Source organism: Halomonas campaniensis, from assembly GCF_002211105.1.
GTDB lineage: Bacteria > Pseudomonadota > Gammaproteobacteria > Pseudomonadales > Halomonadaceae > Vreelandella > Vreelandella campaniensis_A.
In genome coordinates this window covers 149,139-171,801 of record NZ_JPUA01000011.1, presented here as the reverse complement: position 1 = coordinate 171,801, position 22,663 = coordinate 149,139, and the positions used below count along the sequence as shown (strand labels likewise).

The window sequence follows — 22,663 nt, the reverse complement described above, 5'->3', positions numbered from 1 at the left end:
CGCTGAAGGTCTCGCCGCCCACGGCCAGGGTGACGGTGTCGCCTTCGCGGGCGTCGCCGCCCACGGTGCCGGTCACGCTGATGGTATGGGTGGCTTCTTCGCCGTTGATCACGTCGTCACCGGCAAGGGTGTCGATGGTGATGGTGGCACTGGCGTCGGTGTTGACAGTGACCTCACGTGTTTCAGTCGCGGTCTGGCTGTTACCCGCCGCGTCGGTGGCAGTCACGATCGCTGCCACACTGTTGTCGGCAATCAGGTCTGCGGTTGCCACGGTAGTGCTGTAGCTCAGGTTACCTGCACCATCGTCGACTACGCTAGTGGTGTAGCTGTTTCCATTTACACTCAACGTGACCTGGTCACCCGCCACCACATCTCCGCTTACCGTGCCGGTGACAGCGGTGAAGTTCTGCCCAGCCTCGGTGGCATTGATCACGTCATCACCGGCAATGGTGTCGATGGTAATGCCTGCAGTGATCTCAGTGTCGACCGTGACCTCACGTGTTTCAGTCGCGGTCTGGCTGTTACTCGCCGCGTCGGTGGCAGTCACGCTCGCTTCCACACTGTTGTCGGCAATCAGGTCTGCCGTAGGTACGTCGATGCTGTAGCCCAGGTTGCCTGCGCCGTCGTCTACTACCTCGCCGGTGTAGTCATTACCGTTCACACTCACCGTGACTTGGTCACCCGCCACCACGTCACCGCTTACCGTGCCGGTGATGGTGGTGTTAGTTTCAGCGGACTCCTCGGCGTTGATCACGTCGTCACCGGCAATAGTGTCGATGGTGATGCCCGCAGCGATCTCGGTATTGACCGCGACATCCCGTGTTTCAGTGGCGGTTTGACTGTTACCCGCCGCGTCGGTGGCAGTCACACTGGCATCCACACTGTTGTCAGCAATCAGGTCTGCCGTAGGTACGTCGATGCTGTAGCCTAGATTACCTGCGCCGTCGTCTACTACCTCGCCGGTGTAGTCATTACCGTTCACACTCACCGTGACATGGTCACCCGCCACCACGTCACCGCTTACCGTGCCGGTGATGGTGGTGTTGGTTTCAGCGGCTTCTTCTGCATTGATTACATCGTCACCGGCGATGGTGTCGATGGTGATGCCCGCAGCAATGTCGGTGTCGACTGCGACGTCACGTGTTTCGGTCGCGGTCTGGCTGTTACCCACCGCGTCGGTGGCGGTCACGCTGACTTCCACACGCTTGTCGGCGATCAGGTCTGCAGTTGCCACAGCAGTGCTATAGCTCAGGTTGCCTGCACCATCGTCGACCACACTGGTGGTGTATATGTTGCCATTCACGCTCAGCGTGACTTGGTCACCCGCCACCACGTCTCCGCCCACCGTACCGCTGATAGCTGTGAAGTTCTGCTCAGCCTCGTCGGCATTGATCACGTCGTCATCAGCAATGGTGTCGATAGTGATGGTGGCTTCTAAATCGACGTCTGAATCGGCGTCCGCGTCGGCATCAGCATCAGCGTCGGAGTCAGCATCAGCGTCTGCGTCTGCATCCGCGTCTGCATCCGCATCAGCGTCTGAATCCGCATCGGCATCGGCATCCGCGTCAGCATCTGAATCCGCATCGGCGTCTGCATCGGCGTCCGCATCTGCATCGGCGTCTGCATCGGCATCCGCATCAGCATCCGCATCAGCATCCGCATCAGCGTCAGCATCTGCATCGGCGTCTGCATCGGCGTCTGCATCGGCATCAGCATCCGCATCGGCATCCGCGTCAGCATCTGAATCCGCATCTGCATCTGCATCTGCGTCAGCATCTGCGTCTGCGTCTGCGTCTGCGTCAGCATCTGCATCGGCGTCTGCATCTGCGTCTGAATCCGCATCGGCATCCGCATCGGCGTCTGCATCAGCATCGGCGTCTGCGTCTGCATCTGCATCTGCATCTGCATCTGCATCGGCATCAGCATCCGCGTCTGCATCCGCGTCTGCATCGGCGTCTGCATCGGCGTCTGCATCGGCGTCTGCATCAGCGTCTGAATCCGCATCGGCATCCGCGTCAGCATCTGAATCCGCATCTGCATCTGCGTCAGCATCTGCATCGGCGTCTGCGTCTGCGTCTGCGTCTGCATCAGCGTCGGCATCTGCATCTGCATCTGCATCAGCATCAGCATCAGCATCCGCGTCTGCATCAGCGTCGGCATCTGCATCTGCATCTGCATCAGCGTCTGCATCAGCATCAGCATCTGCATCAGCATCAGCATCAGCATCAGCATCAGCATCAGCATCCGCGTCTGAATCAGCATCAGCGTCGGCGTCGGCGTCGGCGTCGGCATCAGCGTCCGCATCTGCATCTGCGTCCGCATCTGCATCGGCATCAGCATCAGCATCCGCATCGGCATCTGCGTCTGCATCGGCATCAGCATCCGCGTCTGCATCCGCATCTGCATCAGCGTCTGAATCCGCGTCAGCGTCTGCATCAGCGTCTGAATCCGCATCGGCATCCGCGTCAGCGTCTGCGTCTGCGTCTGCATCAGCGTCTGCATCAGCATCGGCGTCCGCATCAGCGTCTGCGTCTGCGTCTGCATCAGCGTCTGAATCCGCATCGGCGTCTGCATCAGCGTCGGCGTCTGCATCAGCGTCGGCGTCTGCATCCGCATCCGCATCCGCATCGGCGTCTGCATCGGCGTCTGAATCCGCATCGGCATCCGCGTCAGCATCTGAATCCGCATCCGCATCCGCATCTGCATCTGCGTCAGCATCGGCATCGGCATCGGCATCGGCATCGGCATCAGCATCCGCGTCTGCGTCGGCATCTGCATCAGCGTCGGCATCTGCATCGGCGTCTGCATCGGCGTCTGCATCCGCATCCGCATCCGCATCCGCATCCGCATCCGCATCCGCGTCAGCATCGGCATCAGCGTCTGCGTCTGCATCCGCGTCAGCGTCCGCATCGGCATCTGCATCTGCGTCGGCGTCAGCATCTGCGTCGGCATCCGCGTCGGAGTCAGCATCCGCATCGGCATCGGCATCGGCATCGGCATCAGCATCCGCATCCGCGTCTGCATCCGCATCGGCATCTGCATCCGCATCGGCATCTGCGTCTGCATCTGCATCAGCGTCCGCGTCTGAATCCGCATCTGCATCTGCATCTGCATCTGCATCTGCATCTGCATCTGCATCAGAGTCTGAATCCGCATCAGCGTCCGCATCTGAATCGGCGTCCGCGTCTGCATCAGCATCCGCATCAGCATCAGCATCAGCATCCGCATCCGCATCAGAATCAGCGTCCGCATCGGCATCTGAATCCGCATCAGCATCGGCGTCTGCATCGGCGTCTGCATCAGCATCTGAATCCGCATCTGCATCGGCGTCAGCGTCGGAGTCAGCATCTGCGTCGGAGTCAGCATCCGCATCGGCGTCTGCGTCTGAATCGGCGTCCGCATCGGCATCGGCATCTGCATCCGCATCGGCGTCTGCATCCGCATCCGCATCCGCATCCGCGTCAGCATCGGCATCAGCGTCTGCATCCGCATCAGCGTCCGCATCGGCATCTGCATCTGCGTCGGCGTCAGCATCTGCGTCGGAGTCAGCATCTGAATCCGCATCCGCGTCCGCATCGGCATCAGCGTCGGAGTCAGCATCGGCATCCGCGTCTGCATCAGCATCGGCGTCAGCATCGGCGTCCGCATCGGCATCAGAGTCTGAATCCGCATCTGCATCTGCATCTGCATCTGCATCAGAGTCAGAATCCGCATCAGCGTCCGCGTCCGCGTCTGCATCAGCATCTGCATCGGCATCTGTATCATCTAGTTCATCTGAAACAGCCGCAGCGCCATCATCAAACTCAACAAACTCAGCGCCTTCTAGGCCGCCTTCAGTCTCGAAACTTAGCGGGTCAGTTTCTTCAGCAATACGTGCAACGCGGACGAAATCGCTGCCGCCGCCACCGCCACCGGCGCCACCACCAGCAGCAGTCGCGTCAAGAAGGTCGAGGAGATCTCCCTCTTCATCGTCAAGGGCAGCAAGTAGCGCTTCAAGGTCGTCGTCTTGAGCACTGGCATCGGTGGTGACAATCGCATCAACATCAAGCTCGGGAGTAACAGCAACTTCTTGACCACCCTCGACAACGTTAGCGCCAGTTCCGTCGGCAAAGTCTAGTTCAACACGGCCGTCCGCAGAGGTAATGAGCGTTTCGCCCTCCTGAAGAACGTCGCCAATGCGCAGTTCACGCAAGTTGCCGTCTTCGCCACGTGCCCAAGCCTGACCCGAAATCGCTATAACTGTCGCCGTTGCCATGTGCTGTTCCCCGCCCACCATTTAATTAAAGGTCGCCGCTTTATTGAAGCCTAATGAAAATGGCTATTTACGGCATTCTGAAGCAAGCCTAGCCTTGATCAAGGCAATTTCATATTGTACCGGTGGACAATACGGGCAAAGTGGCAGGAAAAGTAATACAAGTGACTTTTAGTGCTATCTGGAAAGGCAAGGGGTTGTACGCGGAGCAACAGTGCCATAAAACCGATACAGGCGTTTATGAGTAGTAGCTACTTTTCCTCCAAGCTCAAAACACGATGTAAGTCTGAAACATCATCATCTTGATCAGCAAAAAAAGAATGATGATGTTCTATTGCCTCATAAGCTTTTATAAGCCCAGACATCATATTAAGCGCTCCAGAATCATTATTAGCCTGACAACGCTGACAAAACTCGTGCCCGCGCGCAGCCAACGCAACGTAATGTGCAGCAATGGTAGGAGAGCCAAATTCAGACCATTTTCGCTGAGCGACCAGAGCTTCCCACTGACTTTCCATAACTTCAAACACTTCGTCATGCAGTTTTGCTGATAACGGCCAGTAAGCTCCCATCGTGTCATATACCCAGCCCTGCCAGTCCATGAGCAGCATGTGGCTGTCTATATTCGCCACCCGTGCACTACTCGGGTTTTGCACCGTCAGGCTTTTGGGGATTCTTTCCACCGCAGCCATCATTTGTGGCCACAAATGCATAAAATGCTCAACTTGAAAGCTTTCTTTATCCACGTGTGTCAAATACGCAAAATGCGAAGTCTTTATTTTCTTCATGCGCTCGGGTAAAGAGGCAAACGTTGCTGTGTATTGCGCAATCAGCCGATCAGGTAATGGAACATGAAACAGGCATTGACGCAGTTCACTCATCCAGGGTTTACGCTCTTCCGAGTTTTTCCATAGAGGAAGCTCGTCGCCCACCTCCAACAATGCAAAAGAGCACCAAGGCAAGCGGCCACTTTCCAGTAAAACAGGCACTGTGGGAATGGTGCCATAGCAATAGCCGCTTACTTCTTTTAGAAGCGCAGCTTCATGAAGTGCTTCATTCTCCCGAGCAGGCACATAACATTTGAGTAATACATAGCGTGAAGCGCCGTTACCATCCGCATCACGCACCAATACTTGCGCTATCGCCCGCCCATGTAGCAGACGGCACTGTAAAACATCAAGATCGCCGTTACAGTGCTGATGCTCAGCCAACCAGGGTAATAGCCACTGATTGAGAGTTGTTTGTTCAAAACGTTGAACAAAATCAGTAATTGAAAACAGAGAGACCTGCTGATCTCGCGGTAAAAGAAGCATATTAATCTGCTGAAAATACTTGATAATACTCAAGAAACTCACCAGCGCATTAATACTTGCCGCCATGAGTTGGCGCATACTCAGCAACAGTATAAATAGCGTCAGGAGCGGCCGCATAGTGCCATTTAGGTAATCCAAAACAATAATCAAAAACCCCAGTACAAAACTGATATTGATCACGGTAAGCACGTTGACCTGCAGCGTACCTTGAATCTTTTGCACCCTTTCAAAGCGGTAGTAAAAGCAAACTACTATTACCAACCCAAGCACACATACCACTGCCAATAGCGCTAACAGGGGATGCAAAAGAGCGATCAGCAGACAAAATAGCAATGCAATAACCGTTGATGATATGGCGCCTACCACCACACCCAGTACACGTTTGCCGAGTAAGCGGTGATTAGCAACCAGTCGCGTTTTATTTAAGTGACGCAGTATCGTTACCGAAAGACTCGCGACGGCTTTTTTAACCAGCCATTGGAGAAGGGCATAGGAGCAAAAACAGGCTACTGCCAATGCTATCAGCACCGCTATTTTGCCGCTGCCAGTGTCTGCCCCGGTAATCCAGCCATCGATGCGGCTATGGCCGGTTATCAGCACTTGAAGCAGTTGCCAGGGGAGCACTAGGCTTGCCAATAGCATTACCTGGCTGGCGATCTGCATCAACAGGATAGCGAGCACGCGCCAGCGGAATGGCCACAGCACCGCACGTACCAGCGCAACCATTAAATCGCGGACTTGATCACTATAGATTTCACCCATCTCACTGCGTGCCGCCAGGTTGCTCATCGCTCAGCCATTGGCTCTATAAGTTGCATAAATACACGTAACTCGTCCGGCTGATCTGCTACCGGCATATACGTTGAAACTGCATGATGCACTGCAGATAGGATGGCCTCATTGTGGCGCAGACTGCGCTGGTCTGCCTCCGCCCAGCCGTACACTGGCCATTGCTCTTGAGCTGCAAGTACTGCCCCGGCCTCATGCAGTGAAGAAAATAACAGCGGTAGAAATGCGCTCCCATAACGCTCGGACACCGCCACGACTTGGCTACCATCGTGATAGCGTATATCTCGAAGCGCATCGGGAATGGATATATCCCCTTGGGGGTCAAGCAAATAAAACAATCGCTGCCAAAATGGCGCTGCGCCATAGCTCTCTTGCAACACCCTCTCAAGTGCCTCGACATTAGCAGGTAAGGGAGGCCCCTCTTGTACATTTCCTCTCAATAGCGATTCCGACCAACGAGCCAATCCTTCATGCACCCATCCTTGCTTGAACATCATGTGCGCGTTTTGGTATAGATGAAATAGCTCATGTGCAGGGGTTAGGTTGTGAGCTGCATCCACTTGCCCACCCAGTGCCATGCGAATATGGCAATCGGGCGAGGCAGCGCTGCGTACAACTTCGTCATAAGCCTGCCCTCCACGTGTTTGATCCGCACGTAAAATAACCATAATGAAGCCCGCACGCTGATAGCGTGGCATATGCAAAGGTGGCGTGAGCCCCAATACTTGGCTATAGAGAGCATCGGCAGCCGCCAACTGAATATCCAGATCATCTAGGCGCGTAGAGGGTAGTTCCGAATGCGGGTCAGAGCTCTCGACAAAGAAGTGCGTGTCATCACCTCCCTTCGCAAGATTCGGCTCATTTTCCAACTGCTCAAGCAACCTATCGCGCTGCAGGTAATAGCATGCGCCGACTTCAGACAGCGGATAAGCAGCACCAGGAGGTAGCAACGCCACACAAAACAGTAGCAGAGCACCCCACCCACACCGAGCTATCGAGACGTAGTTACAAATAGCCGTCATGGTGAGAAAAGTGCGTGCAACCCAATGCCATGGGAAGCCTTAACAAGCACACAATCCTGAGGTTTTAAGTATCCAGGTAATGCTGTTTCTAATGCTTTGACATCTGCAAAGTGAAGCACACCGGCGGCTTCCCCTCCTAGTAGTGGCGCTAACGCTTGGCAATGTTGCCCGCACAGCAGTATTTGCCTAGCCGATAGCGCGGTAAGTATGGGCAAAAGTTCCAGGTGCAACGCCTCTGTCTCTGAGCCAAGCTCCAGCATATCACCGAGAATTAATAACTTTTGGTTAGCTTGTACGGGCAGTGCAGCGAAAGCCTCCAGCGCCATGCGCATCGATAGCGGATTAGCGTTATAGGCCTCATCATAAAGGGTGATCGCCACTCCGTGGTACTCAATGGCCCGCACCTCTCCCCTCCCTGCCACCGCCTTAAAAGAGGCTAAGCGTGCCATAACGGCATCTAAAGGTAAGTTGTCATGTCTGGCCACTGCCAGCACTGCCATGGCGTTAAGCAGCATATGGCGTCCAGCGGCGTTCATGCGGAGCTGATAAATAGCACCATCGAACGTAATACGGCCACTATTACCTGCAAATTCAAGCATGCGTATATCAGCGTCAACATGCTCACCAAAGCTGATTACTGTTAGGTTGTGGATTCTTGCCTGCTCTGCAAGATACGCATACTGCGGCATATCGCGATAGAGAATGGCGACACCATTGGGTGGCATACCCTGAAAAATAAGCGCTTTCTTACGGGCAATTTCATCCAAGGTGTGGTGGTATTCCAGATGTGACGCAGCAATATTCGTAATAATGGCAATATCAGGGCGAGCAAGCGCCGTATTTTGGGCCATGGAGCCGATGGCCATTTCAACCACCCAGTACGGAGCTTCTTGGGGCATTGAAGCAATATTCCAGGCAATACCAACCGGCAGGTTGGCGCTGCCTTGCGTTTGCCCTACTGAATTATTGTAGCTCAGAGCATGGGCTAGCATCGCCACTGCCGTTGTTTTGCCTGCACTACCGGTAATACCAACGACACGGCCAGTGTAGCAGCGCCGTTGCCGCTGGCCTATGGCCAACATCGCAGCTCGCACATTACGCACCTGTAGTACAGGGGTGCCGATATCAAGATACGTCTTACTATCCTCGCAGAGCACCGCGGAAGCGCCTTTGGCAACCAGTGTCCTCACTACTGATGGCAAACAACCTCTCCCCTTATCCTTCCCCCGGGCCACCACCACCTGCCCCGGCTGAAAAGATTGCGACCAACTGCACACCCCTCTTGCCAGCCAACCAACAGGTGGCGCTACTGCCCATACGCCACCTGTTGTCGAAGCCATCGTCGCAGCATCAAGCTTATTACCTAACGATGACTTAATACTGGCATATTCACCTTGGCGCAGCATTTGTTGATAAGCCACCAACCCCGAAAGATAGTGTTCTACATCGTCAATCCTTACGCGAAAACTGTGGTGGCGAATAAAAAAACCATCCACGATAGTAGCGGGCGCCTTAAAGTACATCGCCATTTCCGGCCAGAAAAAACCATTCAAAAGATGGTTCGCTCTGACGTGCAGTGCCCGATAAAACGCATTGATATCAAACCCGTCCAGCACATCGACTAAATCAGGCCGCGCCTCCAGCTTAAGCAGCGTCTTGTGAAACGCCATTGCTAGCTCAAGCAGCGTGGGAAAAGTGGTGATCCGCTCGCGAATAAAATCGACATAGCCCGTGATATTGCGCACCGCAAAGGCAAAATATTTTCGCTCTGGACGATGTGACACCAATTCATTTGAGCAATAGGCAAGCCAATGGTCATGCGCCTTTTCGTGTCCATTGGCGATAAAGTAGTCAAACGCTTTGACCACGCAGTCTAGCCAATGGCGGTTGCGGGTATGATCGTAGAGACGCATCAGTGCAAAGGCAGCTTCACCATCGTAATAAATTATCCGCGTCTTTTCCTTGACCGATAAATCCGCAGCATTGAGTACATGGACAAAGCTACCGTCGGCCTCCTGCATTCGCGCAATCCCTAGCGCCAGCGCATCTGCCAGATCAGCGTAACACCCATCTCCCGTGACCTGGTGATACTTTACCAACGCCAGAATAGCGACCGCGTTGGCTCCCAGCTTAATGACATCGCCGGTGTCCACTACATAAGCAGCCCCTTGGCGATGAATAATAAACTGGGAACATAAGCCGGAAAGTGCCCAAAGTATCTGTTGGCGTATCAGGTCTAGCTGCCCATCATTTAAAAGACGCTGATCTGCGCAGGCCTCATACCCCTCTAATAAAGCATAAGTGCTGCTGGCGTGACGTAGCACATTGTAAGTGTTGATGCGGCGGTCAAAGCAGGGGAAATATCCATACACATAGTGGCCATCTTGACTCACTTGCTTACCCAGAAAACGAGTGGAACGCGCTATCAGCTCCCCAGTAGATGCTGCTGTCAGAGGAGGTGCCTCTCGACGCCCCCAGCGCCTTGGCTGGGTATCCAGAGCATGTACACTTGGTGCTTCACCACTCACGTCTAGAAACACGCCAGCAGTGGAAAAGCTCCATACCGGCATATCATCAGCAAAATCCGGCATTTGGCTGGAACCATGACGTGCTTTTATAAAACGCTCAAGGTTAGCCTGGTTAACTTCAGCGTGCGCAACCCGATTGCCTGAGTACAAACAGGCATTGGCGTTGAGCTCCATCTCTGTTAGTAGGAGTCGAGGAAATTTCTTACCCACAAACGCTAAACCGCTACGGCAATAGTTTCGCTTGCAGCGCTTAATCTCTTTTTTCAGCGCCTGCCACTGCCACTCTCTCACGGCAAAAGGCCATTCCAACCGACACCACACCAAAGGATGGGAGAACTTTCGCTCCAGCCGTGTCAACGCTTGCTTAAAAGTGGGTAATAACGACGCCCAACTGCCTGCCTGCAAACTGGCCAAATCAAGCTGCACAGACGTGACTTGGGCACGCTCATAGCCATCGCTTACCGAAATCAGCATCACCGGTGTAAATTCCGTCACCTTTGCATGCTTGTTCAACCAAATAGGCATCACCGTATCGCCCATGCTCTCCAAAGCACGCGAAAGATCAGCCGCTCGGGCAGAATGCTCAGCGCTCGACTGACTTGATGGAAACGAGCAATGCAGTGAAGAATCTTTAATACCCGGCATTAAGTTGCTCAATAATAGAGGCTAATGTGAGGGTCAGAAATATAGCGAAGAAGCTCTGCATCACATTAAGGCCTACTCACGCTAAATTAAATAAATTAAAAGCGCTCTGGAACGCGCTCAACTATCGGTGCTAGTTTCAAAATAAGCTGTAAGCGATCTCGAACAGCCAATTTTTTGAAAATAGCGCTAAGATGCGCTTTTACCGTACGTTCAGTAATATCGAGCTGACGCGCAACTTCTTTATTTGTCGCGCCGCGCACGACAGCGAGTGCTACTCCCCGCTCACGATCAGTGAGACTCCCAATCTCGGCGGTATTGAAAGTTTCACCACCTTCAGCCCGCTGCTGAAGCGCTTTGAAAGAACCACCCAACACTTTAGCCAACAACTCTTGACCAACCCACACACCTTGATTAGTCACCACCAGTGCTACTTGCTTAAGCACCTCCGGCGCAGCAAGGGTGTGAACATATCCTCGCGCCCCCAGATCCAGGGATCTCAACGCTTCTCGGTCATTCGGCGAATAACTGAGCACAACGACAATAGCTCCCTTAGCAGTTAGTGAACCAATAAGTTCTGACCACCCCTCAACCGTCGTAGACAACCACACCACATCATTAGGCTGTGCTTTACCAATAAAAACATCAGGTTTGGAAGTAACCATCTCGGGAAACGCTTTTTTCCAACGCGCTTTCAAGTTACCGTCGGTGGTAATAAACCAATGCTTCATCAGCGCTCCCCCATGGAATCACGCCACGCTCTTAAGACAGGTTTCAGCATAAACTGCATCACTGTGCGCTTGCCCGTTACTATATCCACCTGCGCTGTCATGCCGGGGATTACTTGTAATCTATCGGCGACATTTTCGTTTTCTAAACTACGCACCCGCACTTGGTAGAAGGTATTACCGTCATCATCAGTAATGGTATCGGCACTAATACGCTCTAACTCAGCCTGTAAGCCACCATAAATGGCATAGTCGTAGGCCGTGAGTTTGATAGTGGCAGGCTGCCCTGGGTGCAAAAAGGCGATATCTTGCGGGGCGATGCGTGCTTCAACCAGCAACTGGTCGTCAGTAGGCACGATTTCAACAACCTCTTGCCCTGGCTGGGCAACCCCGCCGATGGTGTTGATGTGGATACGTTGAACGATGCCATCAACCGGCGAACGAATTTCGGTCAATCGAACGCGATCCTGCAGCCCTGTGCCCGATTGCTGTAATGCGTTTAAGTCACCGAGCGTTTGCGCAAGGTCATTGCGCCACTCACTCCGACGCTCTGCGCTTAGCTCCAGCAGTTGACCCTCGGCTTCTTCGACAGCGGCTTCAAGTCGTGAAACGGCAGCATCAGCCTGGTTACGCTCACCTGTAGCGCTGGACACATCCCTTTGCAGGCGCAACACCTCTACTTCCGAGACAGCCCCCGAAGCCAACAATGGTCGCGTCAAGTTAAGCTCCTGACTAGCCATATTGACCTCACGTTGAGCTGTATCACGGCGAGCTTGTGCCTCCCGCAGCTCTTCCCGACGCTGACGAATACGGTCATTAAGTACATTTTCCTGTTCGCGCAACTCTTCGCGGCGGCTCTCATAAACCTCGCGCTCCTGGGCCACAATATCCGGCACTTCTTGGCGCAGCTCTTCGGAAGGCTCAAATGCAGTGCCTGTTGCCAATGCTCGCAGCCTTTCAGCGCGTGCTTGAAGTGCATAGCGCTGAGCACGGTTTTCACGAAAATCCGAAACGAAACGAGTGGGGTCAATTTGCATCAGCACTTCCCCTGCTTCAACAATTTGCCCTTCGCGAATAAAGATTTGTTCAATAACGCCACCGTCAAACGACTGAATACGCTGCAACTGGCTGGCGGGGATCACCCGCCCCGCTCCTCGGGTCACTTCATCGATAGAGGCGAAATACGCCCACACTAAAAGCGCCACAACGGTCAGCAAAACGGTATACAGGAATAGCCGTGCACGAATGGGCTCTTGCTGCATACGCGCCCAGTCGGTATCGCTTGCCCAATCACGGCTTAAGTGGGCGGAAGAGACACGCTTGGCAAACAGCCGATCCATAAAAGGGCGAAATGGCTTTTGGCCTTTTTCTGAGAAACGGCCAATGGCATCAAAGCCTTTTTGCTCGGAGGTAGAAGAGGATTTACGCGCCATTACGATGCCCTCCCGATCTGGCCTTTGCGCAATGCCTCGACCACAGTGTCACGCGGCCCATCGGCCACGACCTTGCCGGCATCCATGACGATAATTCGATCTACCAGGGAGAGAAGCGAGGTGCGGTGCGTCACCACCAGAATCGTTTTTCCTGCAGCCACGTTTGTCAGATTGGCTTTAAATGCCTCTTCGCTGGCGTTATCCATAGAGCTTGTCGGTTCATCCAACAGCAGAATAGGCGGATCCTGCACCAGCGCACGGGCGATAGCGACGGACTGTTTTTGTCCACCGGAAAGCGCTTGGCCACGCTCACCCACTTGCAGATCCACACCATGGGGGTGGCTATTGACAAGGGACTCCAAGCCAGCCAGTTCAATTGCACGTAGCAACGCCTCGTCATCAACGCGGTCACTACCGCCACCCGCCACAATATTATCCCGCAGTGACCCTGAAAACAGGCTAACGTCCTGGGGAACATAGCCAATATGGCGGCGTAGCTGCAGTGGATCTAACTGGCGAATATCCACGTTATCCACCAGCACCGCTCCAGACGTTGGCTGATAAAACCCCAACACCAATTTATTTAATGAAGATTTACCGCAACCAATGCGGCCAAGCAGGGCTACTTTTTCTCCGGCTTTGACCGTTATCGATACATCCTTCAGCGCTTCACGCTCTTCACTGGGGTAGCGAAGAGTAACTTTCTCAAGACGAATATTGCCAACGAAGCTGGGCTTTTCTACATAAGCTTTGCCCTCATGGCGCTCTACCTTTTTGTCCATTACTGCGTTGAGTGACTCAAGCGCCGTTGAGGATTGATGGTATTGCGCCAGCAGCGCCGCTGCCTGACTGATAGGTGCCATCGCCCGTGAAGAGAGCATATAGGCAGCAATCAACCCGCCCTGGGTGAGGTTGCCTTCGATAATTTGATAAACACCGACAATAATGACGCATACCGCCACGCTGTGCTGCGCCCACTGGGCCACATTGGAGACAGAGGTGCTGACCATTTTTAACTGCGCGCCGGTGCGGGAAAGGAAGGCCGATGATTTTTCCCAGTGGCGCTGGATACGGCTTTCTGCCCGCAGCGCTTTAACATTTTCTAACTGAGAAATCGATTCCACCAACAGCGAGTTACGCTGTGCGCCAACCTCCCAGGTAGTTTGAGAAAGCTCATGAAGTTTTCCCTGAGCGGCCAGTGCGTAAAGCAGCACAAATACAATGCCCACCAATACCGGCAGCACTAGCCAGGGGCTAATCAGCGCGATAATCGCCGCAAACATCAGTACAAATGGAAGGTCGACAATGCCCAAAATAGTCGCAGAACCAATAAAGGCGCGTACCGACTCAAAAGACTGGAGCGTTGAGGTAAACGACCCGGTGGATGCGGGGCGCTCTTCTAAGCGCAGGCCCAATGCTTTAGCCATGATTGAGGAAGAGAGCTTCACGTCCGCACGGCTAGCGGCTAAGTCGACAAAACTGCTGCGCATGAGCCTAAGCACCAAATCAAAGCACAGCACTATGAAGATGCCTATCGCCAGCACCCAGAGCGTTTCCGTTGCCTGATTGGGCACTACTCGATCATAGACATTAAGAACAAACAGTGGCATTGCGATGGCGAAAACATTGATCGCCACCGAGCCCAATACGATATCGCGATAGAGAGGTCTGTTTTCGCGAATGACGCCCCAAAACCAGTGCTGATCGCGACGCTTCTTGACCCCTGGTTCAGACGCATTATCCGCTAGAAATTTAGGGCGGACATAAATAGCTTCGCCGCTATAGCCCGCATACAGCTCTTCAAGAGGCAGTTCAACATTTGATTCCGATAGCTCAGGAAAGATGACGTTTGCTTTTTGCTGCTTGAGATCAATCCCCAACAGCACACACGCCCTACCCGGCTCCAACAAGAGAATAGCGGGAAATAGTGCAGGGTTTAGTGCCGACAGCTTGCTTTTAACAATCCGCGACGTCAGCCCGGCACGGGAAGCGGCCCTACCAAAGACGGAAGGCGTCAGCTTACCCTCCTCCAAGGGTAAGCCCGCTCTAAGGGCCTCTGATGACACCTCGTGCTGATGAAATGAGGCAACCGCTTTCAAACATTCGAGTAACTCATCGCCTAATGGCTGCTCGCCAGCATTTGCAGCGGTCGGCCTTTCCAGCTTGGTTTGTGTCACAAAGACCTCTTTACCCTAATGCCTATATAGGCATCTATTTCCCCTATGATTAGCGGAGGCCGCTAATCCATCGCCGCCAAACGACGAATAACGCTGTTTCTGTACAGAGAACTATTCAAACACATTAGCCGTTAGTGACCAGCGCATTCTCGTGGCCCAATTGCAGCTACTGGGAAATCATAGCTAGCTGCTCATTGTTGGCATAAGACGACGTTAGCGTATCGGCGTGAGTAGGTAACGAAGAAATACCGCGCGTAAAGTCTTCTAAATTAAAGCCACGTGGCCCTTCCGTTCCACAGGTCATCTCATTACTAAGCGTTATATCGTCGTAGCCAAGTTCGGCAAGGCTAGGAATATCGTCGCGCACCACTTCAAGAGTGTGCATAAGTTGCCCCATTGCTGCTAGCGTACGCGCTTGGGCCAAGGTTAAATCAAACTCAGCATTTGCGAAGGCTCGGCTGGCCTCGAAATATTCGTTTTCACTGTCAAGCACGTCCAACAACGTTCGCTGGCCAATATCAAACTGCTGCTGATAAGCCGCGCGAACTCGGTTAATCGACTGACGATGCTCATTTAGATAGCTCAGTTGCTCTTCCAAGCGCTGAGTATCGTTATAGGCAATTTGAGTGGTTTGACGAACGTTTGTACAAGCCGCCTCACGTTGATTGACGGCTTGCTCAATCCGCGTGGCCGCCGCATCAAACGCTGCACTATCAGAACCACCGCGATAGAGGTTCATGCTAGCGACCAGTTGAATACTGTGCTCGTCACTGCGCCCAGCTATTGAGTCGTCTTGATTATTGGTTCCCGTGCGCCCCTGTATATCAAGGCGGGGCATAAAGGCGGCCTTCGCAGCCCCTTGCTCAGCACGTTGCACAGCAATATTTTCAATCGCGGCATGGAAATCTGGGTTCCCTTCAAATGCCATTTCGACAGCTTGGTTAACATCCGTGGGCAGGTCAGCAGCCAAGCTAGGTGCAGGCGACATATTCTGGGGAGGAAGTTCGCCGACGATACGCTGATAGCGAGCCGTGACGTCGTGTAGGTTCGACGCTTCGGTCATCAAGTTAGATTCAGCTAACGCTAAACGGCCGCTGATTTGCTCCAGGTCAACGCCACGCCCCGCCCCGGAAAGGGCGCGCTCTTCAATTTGCGAGAATACCCGTTGATGCTCGCGGTAATTATCTTGCGCTAAACGCACCATCTCGCGGTAGCGAAGCACATCAAGATAGGTGCGAAAAGCTTCCAGCGTCACTTCTTCACTTGCGCCCAGCAACTCAAAATAGGCAATCAACCGAGTGCGATCCAACCGCTCTACTTCACTACGGGTGGCAAACCCATCAAACACCATTTGGGTGAGTGTAAGTTCCGCAAAGTCACTGCTGTAGCTTCCACGCCCATCATTTTGCTGGTCTTGACGCCCTACTCCTGCAGAGATATCGATCGAAGGCAAATAATTACCCTTTGCGACCCTGACATCGCTACCGGAAGCGCTAAAGTTCGCCCAAGCAGCATTGACATCGGGGTTCGTAATGATCGTTTGCTGAATCGTACTGGGAAGATCGGTGGAGCCTGGTGCGTAGAGACTAGCGGGAAGAGACTGCGCTAACGCCGTAAGCGGGACACACGCTAACGTGGTCACTGTCAGTGGCTTAAAAACATGGTGACAGAAGATTTTTTTTAGTCTCGATACGGCATTTTTGTTCATCGTCAGCGTTCCCTAAAGTGTGGCACTCATCGCACACAGCGCATTATTCGTGTGACCCATTGAGCTATGTTGCACTATTGCTTCAAGTATAAGCTCGCGAAATCTCATCGCTTAGCGAGCCTGTGTCCCTACGAGCACCCAATTTTTTGAAGTAAACCTATGGTAGTTAAAACTTAATCAGCTGAGCTTAGCCTAATTTAGTTAATTTCCTACTCACCCTGACGTCATAAAACCAAATGTCACAAAAAATTACAATAAGAACATCATTAAAACACAGAAAAATATTCAGAATCGTTCGCTTTTCTGTACTTGCTGCAGCCCCAGACCCAGCAGTATCAGCACTAGCCCAATTAACGTCGATGGCAAAATAGGCTCTCCCACTACCAGGAAAAGTAACAGCAGCGATACTGGCGGTGAGAGAAAAATCAGGTTGGAGACTTTTGCCGTACGCGACACCTTATGCACTGCCAACTGCCATAGAATGAACGCCACCCCCATTTCAAATAGCCCCACATACACTCCAGCACCAAAAGCAGGCCAACCGTGCCATTGGTAACCAGGGCCGAGCAGTAACAATAGGGTCAATACAGGCAGGCCTACGCTAAAATTTTGCCATTGACCAACGAGCGGAGGGCGTCGATCACGCGCATTGAGTAGCCAATAAAGCGCCCATAGCAACGTCGAAGCAAGTGCCAGCACGACCCCTAGCGGGTCGGCAAAAGAGACATTAAAAACCGCGCCGCGTGTTGCTATCACCCATACGCCTGCGTAGGCGACCAACCCAGCAACAATATCCATACGCGTCAAACGCTGCCCAAGTAATGGCACCGCCAAAAACGCCATCGCCAAGGCCCAGGTGTAATTCAAAGCCATCGCCTCCTGCCCAGGGAGGCGGTCATAGGCGGCGAAGAGCACCAAATAATAGGCCACCGGGTTCATCAGCCCTGCCCAGGCTGCTGTCTTCCAGCCGTTGCGTAGCGCTGTGGCGATATTTCCCTGCTTAATGACCAGCGCCCCCATCAGTGCCCAGGAAACGAGCGCTGCAAGCCACATCAGCTCTAGAGGGCTCATCCAAGCGAGTGCCACTTTGAAGGCCGTTGCCACCGTCGACCATAATGCGACGGCCCCTAAGCCAAACAGAATTGCTTGCCGATCCTGATTCATCGGTCGATATGCCCTAAATCTCGCCCCGGCTCCAACTGATCGCGTACACGCTGTTTGAGAAGCTTAATATCCGGAAAACCACCATCCCGCTTGCGCTCCCATAACAGCACATCATCACACCAGATCTCGAACGTACCGCCATGGGAAGGAGCTAACGATACCTCGCTTAATCCTTCACCAAAAGTTGAAAGCAATTCCTGTGCATACCAACCACTGCGCAGTAGCCACTGGCACTGAGTACAATAACGGATTTGAATACGTGACATCCCTGATCTCCAAGGCAAGTTAATGTGGCATCCTAAGAAGATATTCTGTCATCTTGAGATGACTTGAGATAGGTCAATTAAGAAGGAGCTCCGATGGCCGAACATGATGTTTCACAGTCTCGACTCTATGAGTGGCTAACGGGCGATGACGACAGCCGCATGTGCGACGACATACCTGAAAGCGCCTGCGACGAGCAACCGCACAATTTTTTTCTCCATGTATGGGCCTCTTTGGGCAATAAGTTGGCTGACGAACTGTCGAGCGCGCGTTTGGTTTTACCCTGGCTGATGGGCATTATTGGCGCTCCCGTATGGATGGTAGGCCTACTGGTTCCCATCCGGGAGTCAGGCGCCCTGCTGCCACAAATTTTTGTGGCTGGGTTTATCCGTTTAAAGCCCAGACGCAAATGGGTATGGGTCACAGGTGCACTAACCCAAGCATGTGCTGCCTTAGCGCTTGCCGTATTAGCGTTATTCGCCAACGGCACCCTAGGGGGTGCGTTAGTACTCGCAGTGCTCGTTCTGCTCTCACTGGCACGGGGGTTATCTTCAATTGCCACAAAAGATGTGCTGGGTAAAACCATTGCCAAGCGCCGCCGTGGCACGTTAATGGGCTGGAGCGGCAGTATTGCCGGTGGTGCGACGCTGGCAGCAGGGGCAGTGCTCATGTTATTTGAGAGCCGCCCCGGCAATTTAGTCGTGGCAATACTGCTGGTCATAGCCGCCAGCGGTTGGCTAATGAATGCCATCGCTGCCGCGCGCATTCAAGAAGCCGCCGGCGCGGTAGAGGGCGGAGAAAACGGCTGGGACAGCATTAAACTGGGGCTCTCGCTGCTGAAAGATGACCGCACTTTTTTACACTTTAATGTTGCGCGGGCACTCTTGCTTTCAAGTGCTCTTGCTCTTCCCTATATCGCTCTTCTCGGGCAGAACCAAAGCGGCACCGATCTGGGGGGCCTGGGCATACTGATTGTGGTATCGGGACTAGCCGCCATGGTGGCTAGCCCGGTATGGGGAAAACGCGCAGATCATTCAAGTCGGGGCGTGATGCGCGATGCAGCGATGGGTACTACTATTTGCTGCTTATTGGCCGCCAGCCTGGCTTGGCTCCCCGGCGAATGGACACACAGCATCTGGCCCTATGCAACGATTTACGCCCTGCTCGTCATTGTCCACCATGGCGTGCGATTAGGGCGTAAAACCTATCTCGTCGATATGGCAAGTCAAGATAATCGCGCACTTTACGTTGCCCTATCAAACACCTTAACCGGCGTATTAATGCTGCTCGTAGGTGGTGTCGTTGGCGCTTTTGCACAGTGGTTTGGTAGCGGCGTATTACTGCTCATTCTGGCAGCTACCGGCGCCGGAGCGATGCTAAGCGCGCATCAATTACCCGAAGTCGATTAACATGCCGCTGGCAAGCAATATGAAACAAAAGGTTATTTTCAATAAGCATGTTGGCGTTAGGCTAGCGTTCACGATTGCAATGCATGACAACGCTCGCCATGATAGGGCCAGATAGCAGTGATGCGTTGGCACATTTGCTATGCTACCTATAATAAGTGAACGGACATTCCGAGGGTTCACAGGCGTAGAAACGGCTGTGAATCATGGAAAGGACTTGGAGCTGCAACAGGAACCACTTGATGAAACGATCCCCTTTGATCAGCCCGGAGCTGCTTGAACGTATTGTTGACGCATCGGAAGACGGCATCGTCGTTGCCGAACAGGAAGGGGATGAAAACATCCTCATCTATGTCAACAAAGGCTTTGAGCGCTTAACGGGCTACAGTGCGGATGAAATTTTGTATCGCGACTGCCGCTTCTTACAAAACGAAGACCGTGACCAGGATGCGCTCGTCGCTATCCGGGATGCGCTTAAAGATGGCCACCCTTCCCGAGAAGTACTGCGCAATTACCGCAAAGACGGCACCATGTTTTGGAACGAGCTATCTATCACGCCTGTCTATGACGAAGCTGATGAGCTGATGTACTACATTGGTGTGCAAAAAGATGTGACGGAGCGTGTAGAAGCACAGCTTGCACTGGCAGCGTTACAACAGCAGCGAGAAAATAGCTAATTATTAACTTTCTCGCTAAAAAAAACTATAAAGCTTGAACTTCATCCCAACTGGCGTTATATAGCGGCAAGGCGCTTGAACTGCGCTAGGCGCTTCACGCTACGTAGCATGTGTTTTTGAACTGCATGTGCACTCGTGTGAAGCCGTTGTTTCGCCGGCACGCCGGCTGGGTTGGAGGACATCACATGAGCCGTGACCCCCTAAGTCGTGAAACGTTTACTACCGATGCACTCGAATCAGACGAGTTTGAAAGCTTAGACGCCGTCAATGATGACCAATACGGCAAAAGCAAACCAAGCAAAGCGGACAGCTTACGTGCGCGACGCCAAGTTGAAGCATGGTTGGAAGAGCGCCGACTCCAGCGCGCCATTGAAGACGACTGGGACGAAGAAGAGTAACCCTTGAGTAGCTCGGCCTTCTCAGCAATTGAGTGGGCCTGGCTTGCTATACGTTCCTAGCCTTTCCTGGCGTAGACCACTATCATCACCCCCTGGTCAGTAATACGAGTCGGCAATAAGAGCCAGTAGTCTGCTGCTGTCGCTTTATTCTTTTCATCAACTTAACGGATCTCCATGGCGCAATACGTTTTCACCATGAACCGGGTCGGCAAAGTAGTGCCGCCCAAAAAGCAAATTCTCAAGGATATTTCGCTCTCGTTTTTCCCGGGCGCCAAAATCGGTGTGCTGGGGCTTAACGGTTCGGGTAAATCCACACTGCTGCGCATTATGGCCGGTGTCGATAAAGAGTTTGAAGGTGAAGCTCGTCCGATGCCCGGCATCAATGTTGGCTACCTTCCCCAGGAGCCGCAGCTTGACGACGAGAAAAACGTCCGCGACACCGTCGAAGAAGCGCTAGGAGAGATTAAACAGGCGCAGGAGAAGCTGGATGGGGTGTATGCAGCCTACGCAGAACCCGACGCCGACTTTGACGCGTTGGCCAGCGAGCAGGCACGCCTTGAGAATATTATCGAAGCCGCCGATGCGCACAATCTGGAGCGCAAGCTTGAAGTAGCTGCGGAAGCACTGCGCCTGCCCCCCTGGGAGGCCAAGGTAGGTAATCTATCGGGCGGTGAGCGACGTCGTGTAGCACTCTGCCGCTTGCTGCTTTCCAGCCCTGATATGCTGCTGCTTGACGAGCCTACCAACCACCTTGACGCAGAGTCGGTGGCGTGGCTGGAACGTTTCCTTCACGACTATAACGGTACCGTCGTGGCGATTACCCACGACCGCTACTTCCTGGATAACGTAGCAGGCTGGATTCTGGAGCTTGACCGTGGTCAGGGTATCCCGTTTGAAGGTAACTATTCTCAGTGGCTGGAGCAGAAAGATCAGCGTCTGAATCAAGAAGCCAAGCAGGAAGCCTCGCGCCAGAAAGCCATCAAGCAAGAGCTTGAGTGGGTGCGTAGTAACGCCAAGGGCCGCCAGGCAAAAAGCAAAGCGCGTCTTAACCGCTTCGAAGAGATGCAGTCAGGCGACTTCCAGAAGCGTAATGAGACCAATGAGATTTATATTCCGCCTGGCCCGCGCCTGGGCGATAACGTCATTGAGTTTCGTGACGTGGCCAAGCGCTTCGATGACAAGCTGCTTTACCAGAACCTCTCCTTCACCATTCCCCAAGGTGCGATCGTTGGCATCGTCGGTGGTAACGGTGCGGGTAAATCGACGCTGTTCAAACTGATTACTGGTAAAGAGCAGCCAGATGAGGGCGAAGTCCTGGTAGGGGAAACCGTCGATATCGCCTATGTCGAACAGCTACGCGACAGCTTAGACGATAAACAGAGCGTCTGGGAAGCCGTTTCCGATGGTCAGGATATCCTTAATATCAACGGCTACGAAGTCTCCTCGCGCGCCTATGTGGGTCGTTTCAACTTTAAGGGTAATGACCAGCAGAAGCGTTTGTCTGAGCTTTCTGGTGGTGAGCGTGGTCGCTTACAGCTTGCCCAAACGCTCAAGCAAGGCGCTAACGTACTGCTACTCGATGAGCCCTCTAACGACCTGGATATCGAAACCCTGCGAGCACTGGAAGACGCGTTACTGGCCTTCCCTGGCTGCGCCATGGTGATCTCGCATGATCGCTGGTTCCTTGACCGTATCGCCACGCACATTATGGCCTTTGAAGGTGACTCTGAAGTGGTCTTGTTTGAAGGCAACTACGCAGAGTACGAAGAAGACCATAGAAAGCGGGTCGGAAACGATACGCCTAAGCGCATGAAATATAAGCGCATTGATGCCTAATCATCAGCATCACGCTGGCAGTCAATGCTGACGGCAAAGGCCTCGCTCTGCGAGGCCTTTTCATTTGCGTTTACGCTGACACTAGCGCAAAGCCCTAACGTCTGCGGCCTGTAAAAAAAGACACAAGAAACAAAATAACAAACAACACAAACAAAATTTGCGCAATGCTAGACGCCGCCCCGGCGATACCAGAAAAACCGACCGCTCCCGCGACAATCGCAATAATGAAAAACAGCACCGCATTGCCTAGCATGGTTTTGCTCCTCTCCTTGGTAATAACTTTCCTTAAAAACAGCGCCGCATATCCCATTATGCAACGTGAATAT

The 22,663-nt window shown here is 53.2% G+C and carries 15 protein-coding genes; 4 read left to right on the top strand and 11 right to left on the bottom strand.

The window, feature by feature from the left end; translation table 11 throughout:
* From JI62_RS05080 to JI62_RS05035, 10 genes are all read right to left on the bottom strand, one after another.
* Window positions 1-4,255: Ig-like domain-containing protein (locus JI62_RS05080; protein WP_141101300.1), on the bottom strand; the 4,255-nt coding region annotated here is incomplete at its 3' end.
* A gap of 248 nt (window positions 4,256-4,503) precedes the next feature.
* Window positions 4,504-6,354 (bottom strand): ABC transporter ATP-binding protein, encoded by a 1,851-nt coding sequence (locus JI62_RS05075; protein WP_240513140.1) that lies wholly within the window; start codon window positions 6,352-6,354, stop codon window positions 4,504-4,506.
* Window positions 6,351-7,376 carry a hypothetical protein gene (locus JI62_RS05070; protein ID WP_240513139.1) on the bottom strand — a complete coding sequence of 342 codons (1,026 nt, stop codon included), beginning with the start codon at window positions 7,374-7,376 and terminating at the stop codon, window positions 6,351-6,353. Before JI62_RS05070 ends, JI62_RS05075 begins: the two co-directional genes overlap by 4 nt.
* Entirely contained in the window at window positions 7,373-10,549 is a 3,177-nt protein-coding gene (locus JI62_RS05065) for a UDP-N-acetylmuramoyl-tripeptide--D-alanyl-D-alanine ligase (RefSeq protein ID WP_088699111.1), read from the bottom strand. Before JI62_RS05065 ends, JI62_RS05070 begins: the two co-directional genes overlap by 4 nt.
* Window positions 10,550-10,644: 95 nt before the next feature.
* The gene (locus JI62_RS05060; protein ID WP_088699110.1) at window positions 10,645-11,277 is read right to left on the bottom strand and encodes a response regulator transcription factor; all 633 of its coding nucleotides are present in this window, start codon (window positions 11,275-11,277) and stop codon (window positions 10,645-10,647) included.
* Window positions 11,277-12,707 (bottom strand): HlyD family type I secretion periplasmic adaptor subunit, encoded by a 1,431-nt coding sequence (locus tag JI62_RS05055; RefSeq protein WP_088699109.1) that lies wholly within the window; start codon window positions 12,705-12,707, stop codon window positions 11,277-11,279. The genes JI62_RS05060 and JI62_RS05055 overlap by 1 nt, the downstream gene beginning before the upstream one ends.
* Window positions 12,707-14,884 (bottom strand): type I secretion system permease/ATPase, encoded by a 2,178-nt coding sequence (locus tag JI62_RS05050; RefSeq protein WP_088699108.1) that lies wholly within the window; start codon window positions 14,882-14,884, stop codon window positions 12,707-12,709. The genes JI62_RS05055 and JI62_RS05050 overlap by 1 nt, the downstream gene beginning before the upstream one ends.
* A 166-nt stretch (window positions 14,885-15,050) precedes the next feature.
* Window positions 15,051-16,592: a TolC family outer membrane protein gene (locus tag JI62_RS05045; RefSeq protein WP_088699107.1), complete on the bottom strand. Its 1,542-nt coding sequence runs from the start codon at window positions 16,590-16,592 to the stop codon at window positions 15,051-15,053.
* A gap of 285 nt (window positions 16,593-16,877) precedes the next feature.
* Window positions 16,878-17,756 (bottom strand): DMT family transporter, encoded by an 879-nt coding sequence (locus JI62_RS05040; RefSeq protein WP_088699106.1) that lies wholly within the window; start codon window positions 17,754-17,756, stop codon window positions 16,878-16,880.
* Window positions 17,753-18,022, bottom strand: coding sequence for a SelT/SelW/SelH family protein (locus JI62_RS05035; protein ID WP_071693760.1), 270 nt, complete (start codon window positions 18,020-18,022; stop codon window positions 17,753-17,755). Before JI62_RS05035 ends, JI62_RS05040 begins: the two co-directional genes overlap by 4 nt.
* A 93-nt stretch (window positions 18,023-18,115) precedes the next feature.
* Here JI62_RS05035 and JI62_RS05030 point away from each other — a divergent pair, with 93 nt between their 5' ends.
* From JI62_RS05030 to ettA, 4 genes are all read left to right on the top strand, one after another.
* Entirely contained in the window at window positions 18,116-19,429 is a 1,314-nt protein-coding gene (locus JI62_RS05030; RefSeq protein ID WP_088699105.1) for an MFS transporter, read from the top strand.
* A gap of 239 nt (window positions 19,430-19,668) precedes the next feature.
* The gene (locus tag JI62_RS05025) at window positions 19,669-20,103 is read left to right on the top strand and encodes a PAS domain S-box protein (protein ID WP_088699104.1); all 435 of its coding nucleotides are present in this window, start codon (window positions 19,669-19,671) and stop codon (window positions 20,101-20,103) included.
* Between the two features lie 185 nt (window positions 20,104-20,288).
* The gene (locus tag JI62_RS05020) at window positions 20,289-20,501 is read left to right on the top strand and encodes a PA3496 family putative envelope integrity protein (RefSeq protein WP_088699103.1); all 213 of its coding nucleotides are present in this window, start codon (window positions 20,289-20,291) and stop codon (window positions 20,499-20,501) included.
* A 174-nt stretch (window positions 20,502-20,675) separates the two neighbouring features.
* The gene (ettA, locus tag JI62_RS05015; RefSeq protein ID WP_088699102.1) at window positions 20,676-22,337 is read left to right on the top strand and encodes an energy-dependent translational throttle protein EttA; all 1,662 of its coding nucleotides are present in this window, start codon (window positions 20,676-20,678) and stop codon (window positions 22,335-22,337) included.
* A gap of 94 nt (window positions 22,338-22,431) precedes the next feature.
* On the opposite strand, the gene JI62_RS05010 is transcribed toward ettA, so the two are convergent.
* Window positions 22,432-22,590 (bottom strand): DUF1328 domain-containing protein, encoded by a 159-nt coding sequence (locus JI62_RS05010; RefSeq protein ID WP_088699101.1) that lies wholly within the window; start codon window positions 22,588-22,590, stop codon window positions 22,432-22,434.
* Window positions 22,591-22,663 lie beyond the last annotated feature (73 nt).

Coding starts and splice junctions, on each gene's coding strand:
- ettA (WP_088699102.1), top strand. CDS start 20,676: ATGGCGCAATACGTTTTCACCATGAACCGGGTCGGCAAAGTAGTGCCG.
- JI62_RS05060 (WP_088699110.1), bottom strand. CDS start 11,277: ATGAAGCATTGGTTTATTACCACCGACGGTAACTTGAAAGCGCGTTGG.
- JI62_RS05070 (WP_240513139.1), bottom strand. CDS start 7,376: ATGACGGCTATTTGTAACTACGTCTCGATAGCTCGGTGTGGGTGGGGT.
- JI62_RS05025 (WP_088699104.1), top strand. CDS start 19,669: ATGAAACGATCCCCTTTGATCAGCCCGGAGCTGCTTGAACGTATTGTT.
- JI62_RS05035 (WP_071693760.1), bottom strand. CDS start 18,022: ATGTCACGTATTCAAATCCGTTATTGTACTCAGTGCCAGTGGCTACTG.
- JI62_RS05075 (WP_240513140.1), bottom strand. CDS start 6,354: ATGAGCAACCTGGCGGCACGCAGTGAGATGGGTGAAATCTATAGTGAT.
- JI62_RS05065 (WP_088699111.1), bottom strand. CDS start 10,549: ATGCCGGGTATTAAAGATTCTTCACTGCATTGCTCGTTTCCATCAAGT.
- JI62_RS05010 (WP_088699101.1), bottom strand. CDS start 22,590: ATGCTAGGCAATGCGGTGCTGTTTTTCATTATTGCGATTGTCGCGGGA.
- JI62_RS05055 (WP_088699109.1), bottom strand. CDS start 12,707: ATGGCGCGTAAATCCTCTTCTACCTCCGAGCAAAAAGGCTTTGATGCC.
- JI62_RS05020 (WP_088699103.1), top strand. CDS start 20,289: ATGAGCCGTGACCCCCTAAGTCGTGAAACGTTTACTACCGATGCACTC.
- JI62_RS05030 (WP_088699105.1), top strand. CDS start 18,116: ATGGCCGAACATGATGTTTCACAGTCTCGACTCTATGAGTGGCTAACG.
- JI62_RS05045 (WP_088699107.1), bottom strand. CDS start 16,592: ATGAACAAAAATGCCGTATCGAGACTAAAAAAAATCTTCTGTCACCAT.
- JI62_RS05040 (WP_088699106.1), bottom strand. CDS start 17,756: ATGAATCAGGATCGGCAAGCAATTCTGTTTGGCTTAGGGGCCGTCGCA.